Consider the following 17343-nt stretch of genomic DNA (forward strand, 5'->3'; position numbering starts at 1 on the left):
GGAAAAGCGACGGCGATACCGGAGCCTTTCCATGCGATCCCTCTTGCAGCAGGCCGCGAACCGCCTGCATGCGTTTGAAGACCATCTCACAGTACGGACGCAGATCGCCGCGGCCGTTGCGGCCATGTCCATCGTGCTCGTGGGGACGCTGGCAGCCGGCGCCGCGCTCATCAGTTACAGAAACACCGCCGCGCTCATCGAGCAGAGCCTGACCGCAACGGCATCAACGGCCTCGGGGCGGCTCGATCGTTTCATGGCGACGCGCCAGCAGGAGATGAAGCTGTTCGCGGAACTGCAGCCAATGCAAAGACAGTGGCTGGGTGATCCGGCCGCCTTGCGCAATTCGCTCGAGAACCTCCAGCGTTCATTTTCCGAATTTGCCTGGATTGGTTTCGCCGATGCAAACGGCAATGTGGTAGCGGACACTGGCGGCCTGCTGCAAGGCAGGTCCGTGGCCGCGCGTCCCTGGTTCAGGCAAGGCCTGGAGAAAGTCGCAGTCGACGACGTCCATGAAGCCGTGCTTCTGTCCTCGCTGTTACCCCAGCGCGCCAATAAGGAGCCCTACCGTTTCGTCGATATCGCTGTTCCCGTACGTGACACCAACGGCAATCTGCTCGGCGTGCTCGGGGGTCACCTGAACTGGGATTGGGCAAGCACCTTGATCAAGGACGTCGCGGACAATGATGGAAACGCCGACGCGACGTTGTCGATTCTCAGTAAGGGTGGCATGGTCCTGCTGGGCCCGCAGAGAGAGACCATCCGCTATGGCGGGGATGAGCTTGCGGGCATAGTGAAAGCCGGCGCCGGCACATTCAGGGAAATTGAGAACGGCGAGCAGATGCTGACGGCGTTCCATGTCGGCAGGGGTCACCGCGACTATCAGGGCCTGAACTGGATCGTTACCGCGAGCCGGCCGGCGAGCGTGGCATTCAAGGCGGCAATGTCATCGGCGTGGGCGATTCTGGCGATCGGTGCCGCAACCGCGCTGATCGCGCTGTCGCTGGCTGCTTTGGTTTCGCGCCGGATCGCGGCCCCGATCATTGCCATCACGCGGGAAGCCGATCGCATCGGACGCGCCCATGGCTTGACCATGCTTGCGCGACAGAGCGGCTCGGCGGAAGTGGTGCAGCTGTCACGCGCGCTGCGCTCGCTGCTGCGCCGCATCGGGCTTGCCGAGGAGCGCACCAAGGAGGCCGAGCTGCGCGCGACCGAGAATGCGATGCAGCTCCAGGAGGACATGCTCAAGTTGCGCCAGCTGGCCGACACCGATTTCATGACCGGCCTGATGAACCGCCGCTCCTTCCTGACCGTCGCCGACGACGCCGTCGCGTATTGCCGCCGCTACAAGCGCAACATGGCGACGCTGATGATCGACATCGATCACTTCAAGAAGATCAACGACACGCATGGTCACGCCGCCGGCGACGATGCCATCAAGCGCGTCGCCGAGATCGTCGGCCAGTCGATCCGGACCACCGACAAAGCCGCCCGCTTCGGCGGCGAGGAATTCGTGGTGCTGCTGCGCGAGATTGACCAGGAGACCGCGGTGCTGCTCGCCGATCGCATCAGGACCTCAATCGAGAGCGCGACGGTGCGCCATGGCGATATCGTCATCCCGATCACGGTCTCGGTCGGGCTCGCGCTGTTCGACGAGAGCGACCGCGACGTGCAGGACGTCATCGAGCGCGCCGACCAGGGTCTCTATGTCGCCAAGAAAACGGGACGTAACCGCACCTTCCTGATGCCGGCGACCGACGAACGCGCCGCGCGCGCCGCCTGACGTTCAGTCCAGCGCATGCGCGATGACCTTGCGCATCACGTTAGGCAGCGCTTCATCCGCCAGAGTCGCGATCGGCACCCAGCGCATGCCCGCCGGGGCGCGGGTGCGGTCCTCGACCTTCGCGGTATAGACCACCAGTTCGAGCGGGAAATGCGTGAAGACGTGGGTGACGACGCCCACCTTGCGCTGCCAGCGCGACAGCCCCTTCAGCTCGGGCGCCTGTTGCCTCGCCGCCGCGTCGTCCTGGCCGGCAAGCCAGTCGGAGCCCGGCACCTCCGTCATGCCGCCGAGCAGGCCCTTTTCGGGCCTCGAGCGGACCAGCAGCTCGTCGCCGCGCGTGACCACGAAGGCGGCGCCGCGCCTGAGCGTGCCGCTCTTCTTCGGCGCCTTGCGTGGAAACGTCTCCTGGGTGCCTTGCGCACGCGCGGTGCAGTCCTCGTTCAGCGGACAGAGCGAGCAGGCCGGCTTCTTCGGGGTGCAGATCGAGGCGCCCAAATCCATCAGCGCCTGCGCGCTGTCGCCGGCGCGAGACTTCTCGTCGCCGGCGCGAGAATCTGCCAGCAGCGTCGCGGCGAGCTGCTGGATGAGCGGCTTGGCTTGGGGCAGTTCCTCCTCGACCGCAAACAGCCGCGACACCACGCGCTCGATGTTGCCGTCGACCGGCATGGTGCGGCGGTCGAACGCGATCGCCGCAATCGCGGCAGCGGTGTAGGGCCCGATCCCCGGCAGCGCGCGCAACCCCTCCTCGGTGTCCGGAAACACGCCGTCATGCTCGCGCATCACCGCGACCGCGCAAGCATGGAGGTTTCGCGCCCGCGAGTAATAGCCGAGCCCGGCCCACATCCGCAGTACGTCGTCCTGCGAAGCTCGCCCCAATGCCGTGACGTCAGGCCAGCGCGCGACGAACTTTTCGAAATACGGACCGACCGCCTTCACCGTGGTCTGCTGGAGCATGATCTCGGACAGCCAGACGCGGTAGGGATCGGTCGCCTCGCCCGGCGCGGCGCGCCAGGGCAATCGGCGGCGATGGCGGTCGTACCATTGCAGGAGCGCGAGCGGGCGGGCCGACGACGCCGTACTCCGTTCCTTCTTGCGCGCAGTCGTGGAGAGCATGCACCTTTACTAGAGGAGGATCCTGCCTGTGGCCAGCGCGACCGACCGTTGCACGCTATAACGCCTTGCGTTATACACAGACATGATCCAGAGCTTCGCCAACGCCGAGACAGAGTTGATCTGGTCCGGTCGGCGAAGTCGAAGACTGCCGCCTGACATTCAAAATGTGGCTTTGCGAAAGCTGCGCCTGTTGAACCAGGCGCGGTTGTTGGCGGATCTTAGGGTTCCTCCGGGCAATCGGCTGGAAGCCCTGAAAGCCGACCGCGAAGGTCAGCACTCGATCCGGATCAACGATCAGTGGCGCATCTGTTTTGTGTGGGATGAAGGAGGACCGAGAGATGTCGAAATCGTCGACTACCATTAGGAACGGGTTCCTCCGCAATCCTCATCCCGGCGAGATCCTGCTGGAGGAGTTTTTGAAGCCGATGGAGCTGAGCCAGAACGCGCTGGCGCGGGCCGTTCACGTCCCGCCGCGGCGGATCAACGAGATCGTCCTCGGCAAGCGCGACATTACCGCCGACACTGACCTGCGGCTCGCCCGCTATTTCGGTCTGTCGGAGGGCTTTTTCCTGGGTCTGCAGATGGACTATGATCTGATGCAGCGGCGGCGCGAGATCGATCGCGACCTCAAGGCCATCCGGCCTCGTGCCGCGGCATAACGGACGCCTCATGTCCAAACCCGGTCCCATCTTCAAACCCGGCCCCATCAGCGCGAAACCGCTCGGGATCCTGCTCAACGACGTCTTTGCCGAAGCCTATGCCAAGCAGGGCTTTGCGGCGCGCGAGCTGGTGACGCGGTGGGCGCAGATTGCGGGGCCCGAGATCGCGGCCCATGCCGAGCCGCTCAAGATGCAATGGCCGCGGCCGGTGGAGGGCCAGCCGCAGGAGCCGGCAACGCTGGTGCTGCGGGTCGAGGGGCCGATGGCGCTGGAGATCCAGCATTCCGCCGACGTGATCCTGGAGCGGGTCAACCGCTTCTTCGGCTGGAGCGCGGTCGGCAAGCTGGCCTTCCGCCAGGCCCCCCTGTCGCGGCCCCAAGTCCGAAAGCGGCCCGGCCCGCCGGACCCCAAGGCCGTCGCCAAGGTGGCCGAGAACCTGACCGGCATCGAAGATGAAGAACTGAAGACGGCGCTGGCGCGCCTCGGGGCGGCCATCAAGCGAAATTGAGCCTCATTTTGCGGCCAAACTGAACCAGTCCGCAGCGCCGCCATTGCCTCAAACGACGTTTCAAGCTAGCGACAGGCCGTCCGAAGGGGAACCTCGGGCGATACCCTGCCAATCCCGGGAGCCGACCTTGATCATCACCCGCCGCGTCTTCACCACGATGCTGTCGCTGACCGGGCTTGCCGCGTTCGCCGGGCTCTCGCCGCTGCGGTTGATCTCGGAAGCGATGGCGCAGTCGGCCGCCGATGTGGCCAAGCCGGTGTCGCTGCCGGACATGGCACTCGGCCCGAAGGATGCCGCCGTCACCATCACCGAATACGCCTCGATGACCTGCCCGCATTGCGCGACCTTCAACGAGCAGGTGTTCCCCAAGATCAAGACGGAATACATCGACACCGGCAAGGTGCGTTACATCTTCCGCGAATTCCCGCTCGACATCAAAGCCGCCGCGGGCTCGATGCTGTCGCGCTGCATCGCCAAGGACGACGCGCCGAAATATTTCGCGGTCACAGACATGCTGTTCCGCCAGCAGAGCGACTGGGTGATGAAGAACACCACGGAGACCCTGACGCGGATCGGCAAGCAGGCCGGCCTCACGCAAGCGCAGGTCGAGGCCTGCCTGAAGGATCAGGCGCTGCTCGACAAGATCGCCGCCGACCAGAAATATGCCAGCGACGTGCTCAAGGTGGATTCGACGCCGACCTTCTTCATCAACGGCGAGAAGATCAAGGGCGAGACCTCGTTCGAGGAGTTCGCCAAGAAGATCAATCCGCTCCTGAAGAGCTGATTCGCTCGTCAAGACTCTGATTCGCATCTCGAAAGCCCGATCGTTGCCGGCATAAATCCCTTGGGAAAAGCGGCTTTCGCCGGTTGCCCTCGCGGCATAGCGCGGCCATTGTCCAGCCGCATGAGGCGCCTCGCGCGACTCGCCCCGGATAGCGACATGCCTTCCATGGTATTGTCCCGGCAGGGGATTCGCGCCTGCCAACAGAGATGCGTGCTTTATGAAAATCACCCGCCTGCGCCTACACGGCTTCAAGTCCTTCGTTGAGCCCACGGACTTCGTCATCGAGCCCGGCTTGACCGGCGTGGTCGGCCCCAACGGCTGCGGCAAGTCGAATCTCGTCGAGGCGCTGCGCTGGGCGATGGGTGAAACCTCCTACAAGAGCTTGCGCGCGGCCGACATGGACGCGGTGATCTTCGCAGGCTCCGGCAATCGTCCTGCGCGCAACCACGCCGAAGTGACGATGACGATCGACAACGCCGATCGGACCGCGCCGGCGGCGGTGAACGACAGCCAGCTTCTCGAGATCTCCCGTCGCATCGAGCGCGAGGCCGGTTCGGTCTACCGCATCAACGGCCGCGACGTGCGCGCCCGCGACGTGCAGATCCTGTTCGCAGATGCCGCGACCGGCGCGCGATCGCCCGCCCTCGTCCACCAGGGCAAGATCGGCGAGATCATCCAGGCCAAGCCCGAGCAGCGCCGCCGCGTGCTGGAAGACGCCGCGGGCGTCGCCGGCCTGCACGCCCGCCGCCACGAAGCCGAGCTACGGCTGAAGGCGGCCGAAACCAACCTCACCCGCGTCGAGGACGTGATCGGCCAGCTCTCCGGCCAGATGGAAGGCCTCAAGAAGCAAGCCCGCCAGGCCGTGCGCTACCGCGAGGTCGCGGCCAAGGTTCGCAAGGCCGAAGCCACGCTGTTCCACCTGCGCTGGATCGGCGCCCATGCCGACGTCAACGAATCCGGCCAGACCCATGATCTCGCCGTGCGCGAGATGGCGGAGCGCACCCAGCACCAGGCGGAAGCCGCCCGCATCCAGGCGATCCGCGCCGCCGAGATGCCGGCGCTGCGCGATGCGGAAGCGCGCGCCGCCGCCGGCCTGCAGCGCCTGACCAATGCCCGCGAGCAGCTCGACCGTGAGGAAGAGCGCGCCAAGGAGCGCGTCGCCGAGCTCGAGCGCCGCCTCGCCCAGTTCGAGGGCGATATTTCCCGCGCCCAGCAGCAGACCATGGATGCCGACGTCGCGCTGCAGCGGCTCGACGCCGAAGACGCCGAGCTGAAGGAAGAGATCAAGTCGCGTGTCGAAAAGCGCTCCGGCGTCGACGAGCGCGTCGCCGAGGCCGAGGCGGTGCTGACCGAGACCGAGCAGCAGTTTGCCGAGCTCACCACCGCGCTCGCCGACCTCACCGCCAAGCGCAACCAGCTCGAGGCCAACGTCCGCACCCACCGCGACAAGCTCGGCCGGCTCGACCAGGAGATCGCGAACGTCGCGGCGGAAGAGCAGAAGCTCACTGAGGCGACTGGCGGCTTCGGCGATCTTGACGAGCTGACCGCGCTGGTCGAGACCGCGGAAGAGACGCTGGCGGCGTCCGAAGCTGCCGCGCAGGCGAGCGAAACCGCTCACGTTGCCGCACGCCAGACCCTGGAATCCTCGCGCTCGCCGCTGGTCGAGGCCGACAAGCGCGTGCAGCGGCTCGAGACCGAGGCGCGCACGATCTCCAAGATCGTCAACGGCGAGACCAAGAATTTGTGGCCGCCGATCATCGACGGCATCACCGTCGACAAAGGCTTTGAAAAGGCGATCGGCGCCGCGCTCGGCGACGACCTCGACGCGCCGATCGACCCGTCGGCGCCGATGCGCTGGACCAATGTCGGCCACACCGAAGGCGATCCCGAGCTGCCCGAAGGCGCCGTTCCGCTGTCCAATCATGTGCAGGCGCCGGCCGAACTGGCGCGCCGCCTCGCGCAAATCGGCGTGGTGCCACGCGAGCGCGGTGCTGAGCTTGTGTCGCAGCTCAAGACCGGCCAACGGCTGGTGTCGCCCGAGGGCGACGTCTGGCGCTGGGACGGCTTCGTCGCCGCGGCGCACGCCCCGACCGGCGCCGCGCGGCGCCTGGCCGAACGCGCCCGTCTCGTCGACATCGAGAACGAGCTGGAGCAGGCCCGCATCGACGCGCAGATCAAGCGCCAGGCGCTGGAGAACGCCGAGTCGGAGCTGCAAATGGCGGCGAGCACCGAAGGCGCCAGCCGCGAAGCCTGGCGGGCCGCGCAGCGCGAGCTGAACGTCGCGCGCGAGCGCCATGCCAATGCCGAGCGCGAGATCAGCCGCCATGCCGCGCGCAAGGCGACACTGTCGGAAGCGCACAGCCGCCTCGCCGCCGACCGCGCCGAGGCCGAGGCCGCCTATGAATACGCCCAGGCCGGTATCGGCGAGCTGCCGTCGAGCGAGGACACCGAGACGCGTCTCGCCGCCGTCCGCAGCGACATCGAAGGCCACCGCCGCATGGCCGCCCAGGTTCGCGCCGAGGCGCAGGCGCTGGCGCGCGAAGCCGAGCTTGCCGACCGGCGCGTGCAGGCGATCCTCGCCGAGCGCACCGAGTGGCAGAACCGCAAGGAGAGCGCGGCCTCCCATATCGACACCATCCAGGCCCGCATCGCCGAGCTCACGATCGAGCGCAGCGAACTGGAGAACGCGCCGGCCGTGTTCGCCGAGAAGCGCAGTGCGCTGATCACCGAGATCGAGTACGCCGAGAACGACCGCCGCATGGCCGCCGACGCCCTCGCCTCCGCGGAAACCGCGATGGCCGAGACCGACCGCGTCGCCAAGCTGACGCTCGAAGCCTTGTCGAGTGCCCGCGAGGCCACCGCCCGTGCCGAGGAGCGCATGGAAGGCGCGCGGCGCCGGCTCGAGGACATCGAGCGCGAGATCCGCGACATGCTCGAAGTCGAGCCGCAGGCGGTTGCCGGCCTCGCCGAGCTCGAGCCCGGCGCGGAGCTACCGCCTCTGCACGACATCGAGGAGGACCTCGAGAAGATGCGCCGCGACCGCGAGCGCCTCGGCGCCGTCAATCTGCGCGCCGAAGAGGAGCTGCGCGAGGTCGAGACCCAGCACAACGGTCTGGTCACCGAGCGCGACGACCTCGTCGAGGCCATCAAGCGGCTGCGCCAGGGCATCCAGAGCCTCAACAAGGAAGCGCGCGAGCGGCTCCTGACATCGTTCGAGGTCGTCAACAACCACTTCAAGCGCCTGTTCGTCGAGCTGTTCGGCGGCGGCGAGGCCGCGCTGCACCTGATCGAGAGCGACGATCCGCTCGAAGCCGGCCTCGAAATCATCGCCAAGCCGCCGGGCAAGAAGCCGCAGACACTGTCGCTGCTCTCGGGCGGCGAGCAGGCCCTGACCGCGATGGCGCTGATCTTCGCGGTGTTCCTCACCAACCCGTCGCCGATCTGCGTGCTGGACGAAGTCGACGCGCCGCTCGACGACCACAACGTCGAGCGGTACTGCAACCTCCTGCACGAGATGACCGGCTCGACCGACACGCGCTTCATCATCATCACGCACAATCCGATCACGATGGCCCGGATGAACCGCCTGTTCGGCGTCACCATGGCCGAGCGCGGCGTGTCGCAGCTGGTGTCGGTGAGTCTCGCCGAGGCCGTGGACATTCTCGACCAGAACGTGGCGTGATCTTGAGCCGTCATTCCGGGGCGATGCGCAGCATCGAACCCGGAATCTCGCGCTGCAATCTCGAACTTCCGGGTTCGCGCTTCGCGAGCCCCGGAATGACGTGGGGTTGATCAATGATCGCCCCCACCCTCCCCCCCGAGTTGAAAGCGGCTCTCGACAGCAAGCTGCACGGTTTCTCGCGCAGCGACGCGGCTCAGCGCTCGCAGAAGATCTCGACGACCTACCGCGCAGGCGGCACCTCTGGCACGATCAAGTCCGAAGCCGACGCGCTCGCTTATGCGCTCGCGCGCATGCCGGCGACCTACGCGGCGGTGGCGGCCAGTCTCAATGCGCTGACCGAGATCGCGCCGAGCCTTGCCCCGGAAACGCTGCTCGACGTCGGCGCCGGCCCGGGCACTGCGAGCTGGGCTGCCGCGGAAGCGTTTCCGTCGCTCCAGGATTTCACGCTGCTCGATGCCAACGCCACGCTGAGTCGGCTCGCACTCGAACTCGCACGGGACAGCACGCGGCTTGCGGAATGCCGCAATCTACCCGGAGATGCCGCGGGCAATCTTGCCGAGGTTTCGCAAGCCGATCTCGTCATCGCCAGCTACGTCATCGGCGAGCTCGGCGAGGCCGAGCAGCGCACGCTCACTGAGGCGATGTGGGCGAAAGCGCGCCACGCGCTGGTCGTGATCGAGCCCGGCACGCCGGCCGGGTACGCGCGCATCCTCGCGCTGCGCCAGCAATTGATCGCAGCGGGTGCCTACGTCGCCGCGCCGTGCCCGCACGAAAAGCCCTGCCCGCTCACCGCGCCCGACTGGTGCCATTTCTCCCAGCGCCTGCCGCGCTCGCAGGCGCACCGCCAGATCAAGGGCGCCGAGGTGCCGTTCGAGGACGAGCGCTTCATCTACGTCGCCCTGACCCGCACACCGCCTGCCGCGCGAGCCACACGCGTGCTGGCGCCGCCGGATGTCGGCAAGGCCGAGATCACGGCAAAGCTCTGCACGGAGACCGGTGTTGGGCTCGCGAAGGTGCCCCGCCGCGACAGGACCGCCTATGCAAGTGCCCGGCGCTGGCGCTGGGGCGATGGCGTCATTGCCGAAAGTTAACCTCGTTCGAGGCTTTTGCCTTGAACGAGCACGGTCCCTTGTCCGACCAAGTCTTACCTCTCTTGCGCGCGGGCTCTCGTTCGGCATCAATTTGGTCTACCCTACCGCACCTTCTTCCCCCTTCAGGAGTCCTCCATGTCGACCGGCTGGATCGTTCTCGGCGTCATCGTCGTCCTCGCGCTGTTCGCCTTCAGCGCCTACAACCGCTTGGTGGCGCTGAGCCAGCGCGTCGGCCAGGCCTTTGCCGACATCGACGTGCAACTCAAGCAGCGTCACGACCTGATCCCGAACCTGGTCGAGACGGTGAAGGGCTACGCCTCGCACGAGCGCGGCACGCTCGACGACGTCATCAAGGCGCGCAACTCGGCGATGTCGGCGCAGGGGCCGGCGCAGGTCTCCGCGGCCGAGAACCAGCTGTCCGGCGCGCTCGGCCGGCTGATCGCACTCTCGGAGGCCTATCCCGACCTCAAGGCCAACGCCAATTTCCAGCAGCTCGCATCCGAGCTCTCCGACCTCGAAAACAAGATCGCGGCGAGCCGCCGCTTCTTCAACAACGCGGTCCAGGAATACAATACCGGCATCCAGCAGCTGCCTGCCGCCCTGTTCGCCGGCATGTTCGGCTTCACCAAGAAGGACTTCTTCGATCTCGGCGCCAGCCGCACCGAGGTGGAGGCGGTGCCGCAGGTGAAGTTCTGAACTTGAGCCGATAGGCCGGCAGGGCATCGCGTCATGGCCGCGTATGGTCTCTACACGCACATCGCCTCGAACAGGTTTCGTTCGATGCTGCTGCTCGCCGGCTTGTTCATGCTGGTCTACGTGCTGGTCTTTGCCGGCGCTCTCGTCGCGGAAGTCCTCATCGACAGCAACCGGACCGTCGCCTTCTATCTGAGCCACGCCTTCCAGGACCTGAAGGTCGCAGCGCCTGTCGCCACGGTCGTGGCGGCGGCCTGGACCGTGATCGCTTATTTCTTCCACCAGTCGATGATCGACGCCGTGACCGGGGGCCACGCGGTCACCCGGCAGGAGCAGCCGCGGCTCTACAATCTGCTGGAAAACCTTTGCATCTCGCGCGGTATCACCATGCCGAAGCTGAAGATCATGGAGAGCCCAGCGCTGAACGCGTTCGCGGCCGGCCTCAATCCCGGGCAATACTCCATCACCGTCACCACGGGTCTGCTCGATGCGCTTGATGACAGGGAGATCGAGGCCGTGCTCGGCCACGAGCTGACCCACATCAGGAACGGCGACGTGCAGCTCATGGTCGTCGCCGTCATCATCGCCGGCGTGGTCGGCTTCTTCGGCGAATTGTTCTTCCGCCTGTTCACCAATCTCAATTGGAACTCCGGCTCCGGCGGCTCGTGGTCCTCCGGCTCGTCCTCGTCGTCGCGCTCGTCCTCGTCATCGAGCGACAGCAAGAGCTCCGGCGGCGGCGCGGTGATCGTGGTCGTCATCGCGATCGTGCTGATCGTGGTGGCCTGGCTGCTGTCCCAGGTGGTCAAGCTCGCGCTGTCGCGGTCGCGCGAATATCTCGCCGATGCAGGCTCGGTCGAGCTGACGAAGGACCCCGACGCCATGATCTCGGCGCTGCGCAAGATCGAGAACCGCGGCGAACTTCCCGGTGCGACCTCGGCGGTGATGGAGCTCTGCGTCGACAATCCCCGCGAGGGCTTTGCCGATCTGTTCGCAACCCATCCTTCCGTGCAGTCCAGGGTCGACGCGCTGGTCAAGTTCGCCGGCGGGCGCGATCCCGGCCCGTTGCCGGATCCCACCGACGAGACCGAGCACGTCGAGGCGCAGGGTGATGCGCAGGATGTCCTGCCGACGCCGCGGCACGGGCCATGGAGCGACGCCGACGCTCCGGGTAATCCGCCGGCCGTGCCCGCGCCAAACCCTTCAGGAACCTCCGCAGGTAGCCCGATGGGACCGTGGGGCCGCCATTGAGCCACCCAATCAGCCGTGGTTTGCGGCGGGTTTCACGACGACCGGGAAAAACCTCGGGAATTGCCGTAACTGCGGCCTGCGGAATTGAATTCTCCCTTGTTTCTGCCATGTTCGCGCCCAACAGCAGACTCGGGACGTCTTTCGGGACATCGATTTGGGGCCCGGCCGATTGCGACATCGCGATCGGGGGCGCGCGTTAGGGGACAGCGATGGCAAAGCCGGCAGTGGTTGTGGTGGGCGCGGACAAGGGCGGGGTCGGCAAGACCACGGTATCGCGCACCCTGCTCGATTATTTCTCGGCCAACAACGTGCCGACGCGCGCCTTCGACACGGAGTCGCCGCGCGGAACCCTGAAGCGCTTCCACCCTGATATCACCGAAATCGTCGATATGACGACGACGGCCGACCAGATGAAGATCTTCGATACGCTCAATGCCGTCAGCCCTTCGGTCACCGTGATCGACGTCCGCGCCGGCCTGCTCTCGCCCGCGCTGGCCTCGCTGCGCGACATCGGCTTCCTCGACGCCGCCAAGGCCGGCCAGATCACCTTCGCGGTGTTCCACATCCTGGGCCCCTCGATTGCCTCGCTGGAGGAGATCGCCGAGACCGCAGGTTTCATGGGGGGCGCGAAATATTTCCTGGTCAAGAACTTCATCAACGACACCCAGTTCTTCCAGTGGGACCAGGCGACCTACAATTCCTACTTCCACCGCATCAAGGACGCGACCGAGCTGACCATCCCCAAGCTCAACGAAATGGCCTATGAGCAGGTCGAGGTGTCCTCCGTCCCGTTCCTGAAATTCGTCGCCAACAAGGGCATCAACGACGAGGCCGCGAACTATTCGTTCGTGTTGCGCGGCTATGTCCGGCACTGGCTCGCCAATGTCTGGAGCGAATTCGACCGCATCCGCCTGACCGACATCGTCGGTTCGAAGCCGGTGACCCGCAACAGCGAAAAATAGTTGCGCAAGCCGGGCTGATACGGCTGGATCGGGCGGTGAGTTGGCGCAGATAATAGCTGGCGATGCCCGCGACACCCGTCTACATCATCTGCTCGCCCCGCCCGCAGGTCGGCAAGACCTTGCTGGCGCGGCTGCTGACGGAATTCCTTCTGCTCAAGAACGGCAACGTCGCGGCGTTCGACGTCAATCTGAAGGAGCCGTCGCTGCTCGATTACCTGCCGAAGGTGACCGAGACCGCCGACGTGATCGACACCTACGGCAAAATGCAGCTGATGGACCGCGTCATCGTCGATGACGGTGTTGCCAAGGTCATCGACCTCGGCTTCCACGCCTTCGACGAGTTCTTCAAGATGACCGACGAGATCGGCCTGCTGAAGGAGGCGGCGCGCCGGCATGTGGCACCCCAGATCCTGTTCGTCGCCGACACCGACCGCGTCTCGGCCCGCGGCCACGAGATGCTGCGCGGGCAGATCCCGCGAATGAACTTGGTCACGGTGGACAACGAATATGTCGTGCGCGGCGAGCTGCCCGCGGCGATGGGAGCCGGCCGGCTGTTCCGCCTGCCCGCGCTGCCGGGTTTCCTGAAGACCTATATCGACCGGCTGAATTTTTCCTTCACCGGCTACCTGCGCCAGGAGAAGGACTCCTCGACCGAGTTACACCAATGGATCCGGCGCAATTACATTGCCTTCCGGGAGCTGGAACTCACCCTGATATTGCAGCGGTCGTAGAGTGCTCGGCCGGCGAACTCGGTGTTTACCTCTCCCCAACGGGGAGAGCGTTTGGCGATGCGAAGCATCGTCCAGAGCAATCCGGGTGAGGGGCCGCAGCGATTATTGAGACCGCAACCCCTCACCCGGATCGCATCTTACGATGCGATCCGACCTCTCCCTACGGGAGAGGTGGACCGCGGCTGGAGTCGGCAGCCATCCAAGCGAGACAAGCCCGAGCGACGTTCTAACCCAGCTCAATGCCCTTCGAACGTCATCAGCGTGCGCACCGGCACGTCCATGGCGCGCAGCTTGGCGGCCCCGCCGAGCTCGGGCAGGTCGATGATGAAGCAGGCGGCGACGACGTTGGCGCCGATCTGGCGCAAGAGCTTCACCGCGCCTTCCGCGGTGCCGCCGGTGGCGATGAGGTCGTCGACCAGGATCACGCGCTCGCCGGGCTGGATCGCGTCGACATGCATCTCCATCTCGTCGATGCCGTATTCCAGGGAGTAAGCGATCCGCACGGTGGTGTGCGGCAGCTTGCCCTTCTTGCGGATCGGCACGAAGCCGGCTGAGAGCTGATGCGCCACAGCGCCGCCGATGATGAAGCCGCGCGCTTCCATGCCGGCCACCTTGTCGATCTTGTTGCCGGCCCAGGGATTGACGAGTTCGTCCACGGCACGGCGGAACGCGCGGGCATCCGCGAGCAAGGTGGTGATGTCGCGGAACATGATCCCGGGCTTGGGATAGTCCGGGATGGTGCGGACGCTGGCCTTGATGTCGTGGTCAAAGGTCATTGATTATCTCGTTTTGTTGTCATTCCGGGGCGGCTCGCAGAGCCGAACCCGGAATCTCGAGATTCCGGGTTCGATGCTGCGCATCGCCCCGGAATGACGAGCATGATGAGCATGCACTCAATTCGCCCCCGCATCCAGCCGGAACGCGTTTTCGACAATACGTAGTCCCACCTCGCCACCGAGCGACATCAGCGATTCCGGGTGGAATTGCACGCCGGCGACCGGCAGGGTCTTGTGCTCCAGCGCCATGGCGACGCCGTCCTCGGTGCTGGCGGTGACGGACAACACCTCCGGCATGCTGTCGCGCTCGACATAGAGCGAGTGATAGCGGCCGATGACGATCTCGTTCGGCAGGTTGCGCATCAGGCGACCGCCGCGCACCTGCACCCGCGAGGGGCGGCCGTGGGCGGGATGGCTGAGCTGACCGAGTTCGCCGCCGAAATATTCGCCAATCGCCTGCACGCCGAGGCAGACGCCGAACACGGGGAGCTTTTTCTCCAGCGCCGCATCGATGGTCTTCTTGATCCCGAAATCCTCAGGCCTGCCGGGACCGGGCGACAGCACCAGCAAGTCCCATGTTCTCTGCTTGAGCATGTCGAGCGCATGCACATAGCGGACCACCGTGACGCTGGCGCCGACCTGGCGGAAATAGTCAGCGAGCATGTGCACGAAGCTGTCGTCGTGGTCGATCAGCAGCACCTGCTTGCCAGAGCCGGTGGCATCGGGTGCAAAAGTCGAGAGCGGCTTCGGCGGATCGCCGCGCAGCGCCTGGAACAGCGCGGCAGCCTTGACCTGGCACTCGCGGTCTTCCGCGGCCGGATCTGAATCAAACAGGCAGGTGGCGCCGACGCGCACCTCGGCGAGGCCGTCCTTCATGCGGATGGTGCGGATGGTGAGGCCGGTGTTGATGCTGCCGTCGAAATTCACCGCGCCGATCGCACCCGCGTACCAGCGCCGGGGCGAACGTTCGTGATCCTCGACGAACTGCATCGCCCAGAGCTTCGGTGCACCCGTGACGGTGACGGCCCAGGCATGGGTGAGGAAGGCATCCAGCGCATCGAAGCCGGGGCGCAGCATGCCTTCGACGTGATCGACGGTGTGGAACAGCTTCGAGTAGGTCTCGATCTGCCGCCGCGCCAGCACCTTGATGGTGCCGGGCACGCAGACGCGCGCCTTGTCGTTACGGTCGACGTCGGTGCACATGTTGAGCTCGAACTCGTCCTTCTCCGAGTTCAGGAGCTGGCGGATCTGTTCGGCATCACCGATCGCATCCCTGCCGCGCGCGATCGTGCCCGAGATCGGGCAGGTCTCTACCCGGCGGCCGTCCGAGCGCACGAACATCTCCGGCGAAGCCGAGACCAGAAATTCGCCCTTGCCGAGATTCATCAGCGCGCCATAGGGCGACGGATTGATGACGCAGAGGCGCTGGAAGACTTCGGCCGGCGACCGTTCGCAGGGCTCGGCGAAGAGCTGGCCCGGCACGGCTTCGAACAGATCGCCCCGCGCAAACGCCGCGCGCGCGGTCTCGACTGTGGCCTGGTATTCGCCGGGCGCATGATCGGCAAAGCCCTGGCGCGGCGTCTTCATATAGGGGCTGTCGGCGGTCTCGCGCGGCAGGTCCTCGGTGGACTTGCCTTTCCAGGCGAAGTCGTAAGAGAGCACGACGCCGCGGCCGGTGGCGCGGTCATAGGCCAGCAGGCGATCGGGCACGTAGAGCACGATATCGCGCTGGTCGGCCTCGCGCGGGCGCTTCTGCACGAGGTCCTCGATCTGGAACACGAGGTCGTAGGCAAAGGCGCCGAACAGGCCGAGCAGCCCGTCGTCACCGGCGGAGAAGGCGCCGACGAGATCGCGCACCAGCGACATCACGCTGGCGCGCCGCGTGCGCTGGTCTTCCTCCACGGGCGCATCGCCGCGGATGATGTGGCCGGCCAGGCGCGTCACCGTCTTCTCGGAGATGACGACGCAGGGCTCGCGCAGGACGTCGCCGAGGAAGGCGATCAGCACCTCTCCGCGTGCGTTCAAGGCTTCCAGCGTGAAATTGACGCCAACCGTCTCGAGCTTGAGCGGCGGATCGGAGAAGCCGAGGTCAAAACTCTCGTAGCGGCCGGGGACGGTCGTGCCCGAGGACAGCACCACGCCGCGGCGGCGGTCGAGCAGGCTGACGAGATCGTCGAGCCTGTTGGCGCCACCGGTGAACTGCTCCGCCACGCGCGTGATCGCCAGACCCGCGCGGGTCAGATAGTCGCTTCGGGCCGGAAGGGCAAAGACGGTCCTGTTCATGTCGTCCTCTTACGAAACTTGCCGAGGGAACGCCACACAGGACAAACGAGAAGGCCGCCGCGCTGTGCTGGCGACCTCAGACGATTTGGGAAAGGAAAATCGCACCGGCCACCTCGTCAGGAGGTGCGCCACCAAAGACGGGCTGGGCAGGCTACGGTTCTCATGGGCGGATACTCACCATGGCGAGGGGACGGCGTCAAGGGTGCGGCCAACTCTGCATCGGACACGCACCCGCCTCGATCCGCCCCTACCCCAGATGCTTCCGGAAAAATTCCGTCGCCCTGCCCCACGCGAGCTCGGCGGCTTCGCGGTCGTGCACGGCCTGGCGCTGCTCGTTGACGAAGGCGTGCTCGGCGTCATAGCGGAACAGCTCGAGCGACTTGCCGGCGGCCTTCATGGCCTTCTCGAAGCCGTTGACCAATTCCGGCGTGCACCAATCGTCCTTGTTGGCGAAATGGGCCTGGAGCGGGATCCTGACGTCGGCGGGCTTGGCCGCCTGCTCGGGCGGGATGCCGTAGAACACGACGCCGGCCGCGAGCTCCGGGATCTTGGTGGCGCCGATGATGGTCACGGCGCCGCCGAGGCAGAAGCCCGTCAGCCCGACCTTGGCGCCGTTACGCGACAGATATTGCGTGGCGCCGCGCACGGTCTGCGTGGTGGCGTCCATGAAGTCGAGCGAGTTCATCTCCTTGTTGGCGCTGTCCGTGTCGTGATACGGCACCACCTTGCCCTTGTAGAGGTCGGGCGCCAGCGCATCGAAGCCAGCGAGCGCGAAGCGATCGCACAGGCCCTTGATCTGGTCCGACAGGCCCCACCATTCCTGGATCACGACCACCCCCGGCGCGTTGCCGCGCGCGGCATTGGCGAGATAGCCCGAGGCGTCCTTGCCGTCCGGTCGCTTGAAGGTGATGCTGGTTCCCATGGTGTCCTCCGACGCGTTTCTGGGGGAGCGGTTGGCGGTATCTTGGCGGGTGCGAGCGCGCGGCGCAATCCACACTCTCGTCATTCCGCGACGGTGCGCAGCACCGAACCC

General features: G+C 66.0%; 15 protein-coding genes. 11 read left to right on the forward strand and 4 right to left on the reverse strand.

The window, feature by feature from the left end; translation table 11 throughout:
* The first annotated feature begins 31 nt into the window (after positions 1-31).
* A complete protein-coding gene (locus AC3WLX_RS10540; RefSeq protein ID WP_492335784.1) occupies positions 32-1780 on the forward strand; it encodes a sensor domain-containing diguanylate cyclase in 1749 nt (582 codons plus the stop codon).
* A gap of 3 nt (positions 1781-1783) precedes the next feature.
* On the opposite strand, the gene mutY is transcribed toward AC3WLX_RS10540, so the two are convergent.
* The gene (gene mutY, locus AC3WLX_RS10545) at positions 1784-2893 is read right to left on the reverse strand and encodes an A/G-specific adenine glycosylase (protein ID WP_492335785.1); all 1110 of its coding nucleotides are present in this window, start codon (positions 2891-2893) and stop codon (positions 1784-1786) included.
* Between the two features lie 82 nt (positions 2894-2975).
* Between mutY and AC3WLX_RS10550 the strand changes: the two genes are divergently transcribed.
* From AC3WLX_RS10550 to AC3WLX_RS10595, 10 genes are all read left to right on the forward strand, one after another.
* Positions 2976-3257: a type II toxin-antitoxin system RelE/ParE family toxin gene (locus AC3WLX_RS10550; RefSeq protein ID WP_291624888.1), complete on the forward strand. Its 282-nt coding sequence runs from the start codon at positions 2976-2978 to the stop codon at positions 3255-3257.
* The gene (locus tag AC3WLX_RS10555; RefSeq protein ID WP_492335786.1) at positions 3232-3552 is read left to right on the forward strand and encodes a HigA family addiction module antitoxin; all 321 of its coding nucleotides are present in this window, start codon (positions 3232-3234) and stop codon (positions 3550-3552) included. The genes AC3WLX_RS10550 and AC3WLX_RS10555 overlap by 26 nt, the downstream gene beginning before the upstream one ends.
* Before the next feature lie 10 nt (positions 3553-3562).
* Positions 3563-4060, forward strand: a complete 498-nt coding sequence (locus AC3WLX_RS10560) for a DUF721 domain-containing protein (RefSeq protein ID WP_291624884.1) — start codon at positions 3563-3565, stop codon at positions 4058-4060.
* Between the two features lie 127 nt (positions 4061-4187).
* Complete coding sequence (locus AC3WLX_RS10565) at positions 4188-4844, forward strand: DsbA family protein (RefSeq protein WP_492335787.1); 657 nt, start codon at positions 4188-4190, stop codon at positions 4842-4844.
* Between the two features lie 217 nt (positions 4845-5061).
* A complete protein-coding gene (gene smc / locus AC3WLX_RS10570; RefSeq protein ID WP_492335788.1) occupies positions 5062-8526 on the forward strand; it encodes a chromosome segregation protein SMC in 3465 nt (1154 codons plus the stop codon).
* A gap of 113 nt (positions 8527-8639) precedes the next feature.
* Complete coding sequence (locus tag AC3WLX_RS10575; protein ID WP_492335789.1) at positions 8640-9617, forward strand: small ribosomal subunit Rsm22 family protein; 978 nt, start codon at positions 8640-8642, stop codon at positions 9615-9617.
* 135 nt (positions 9618-9752) lie between these two features.
* Positions 9753-10313, forward strand: a complete 561-nt coding sequence (locus AC3WLX_RS10580; RefSeq protein WP_492335790.1) for a LemA family protein — start codon at positions 9753-9755, stop codon at positions 10311-10313.
* 33 nt (positions 10314-10346) lie between these two features.
* On the forward strand, positions 10347-11558 hold the full coding sequence (locus AC3WLX_RS10585) for a M48 family metallopeptidase (protein ID WP_492335791.1): 1212 nt from the start codon (positions 10347-10349) through the stop codon (positions 11556-11558).
* Between the two features lie 209 nt (positions 11559-11767).
* Positions 11768-12520, forward strand: coding sequence for a P-loop NTPase family protein (locus AC3WLX_RS10590; protein ID WP_131866245.1), 753 nt, complete (start codon positions 11768-11770; stop codon positions 12518-12520).
* A gap of 62 nt (positions 12521-12582) precedes the next feature.
* On the forward strand, positions 12583-13251 hold the full coding sequence (locus AC3WLX_RS10595; RefSeq protein WP_492335792.1) for a hypothetical protein: 669 nt from the start codon (positions 12583-12585) through the stop codon (positions 13249-13251).
* A gap of 236 nt (positions 13252-13487) precedes the next feature.
* On the opposite strand, the gene AC3WLX_RS10600 is transcribed toward AC3WLX_RS10595, so the two are convergent.
* The 3 genes from AC3WLX_RS10600 to AC3WLX_RS10610 all read right to left on the reverse strand — a co-directional run bounded on the left by AC3WLX_RS10600 (position 13488) and on the right by AC3WLX_RS10610 (position 17232).
* Positions 13488-14027: an adenine phosphoribosyltransferase gene (locus tag AC3WLX_RS10600; RefSeq protein WP_018323310.1), complete on the reverse strand. Its 540-nt coding sequence runs from the start codon at positions 14025-14027 to the stop codon at positions 13488-13490.
* A gap of 117 nt (positions 14028-14144) precedes the next feature.
* Positions 14145-16310 carry an anthranilate synthase component I gene (locus AC3WLX_RS10605; protein WP_492335793.1) on the reverse strand — a complete coding sequence of 722 codons (2166 nt, stop codon included), beginning with the start codon at positions 16308-16310 and terminating at the stop codon, positions 14145-14147.
* A 247-nt stretch (positions 16311-16557) separates the two neighbouring features.
* A complete protein-coding gene (locus tag AC3WLX_RS10610; protein WP_492335794.1) occupies positions 16558-17232 on the reverse strand; it encodes a dienelactone hydrolase family protein in 675 nt (224 codons plus the stop codon).
* Positions 17233-17343: the final 111 nt, after the last annotated feature.

Source organism: Bradyrhizobium sp. FW305-F6 (assembly GCF_058782905.1).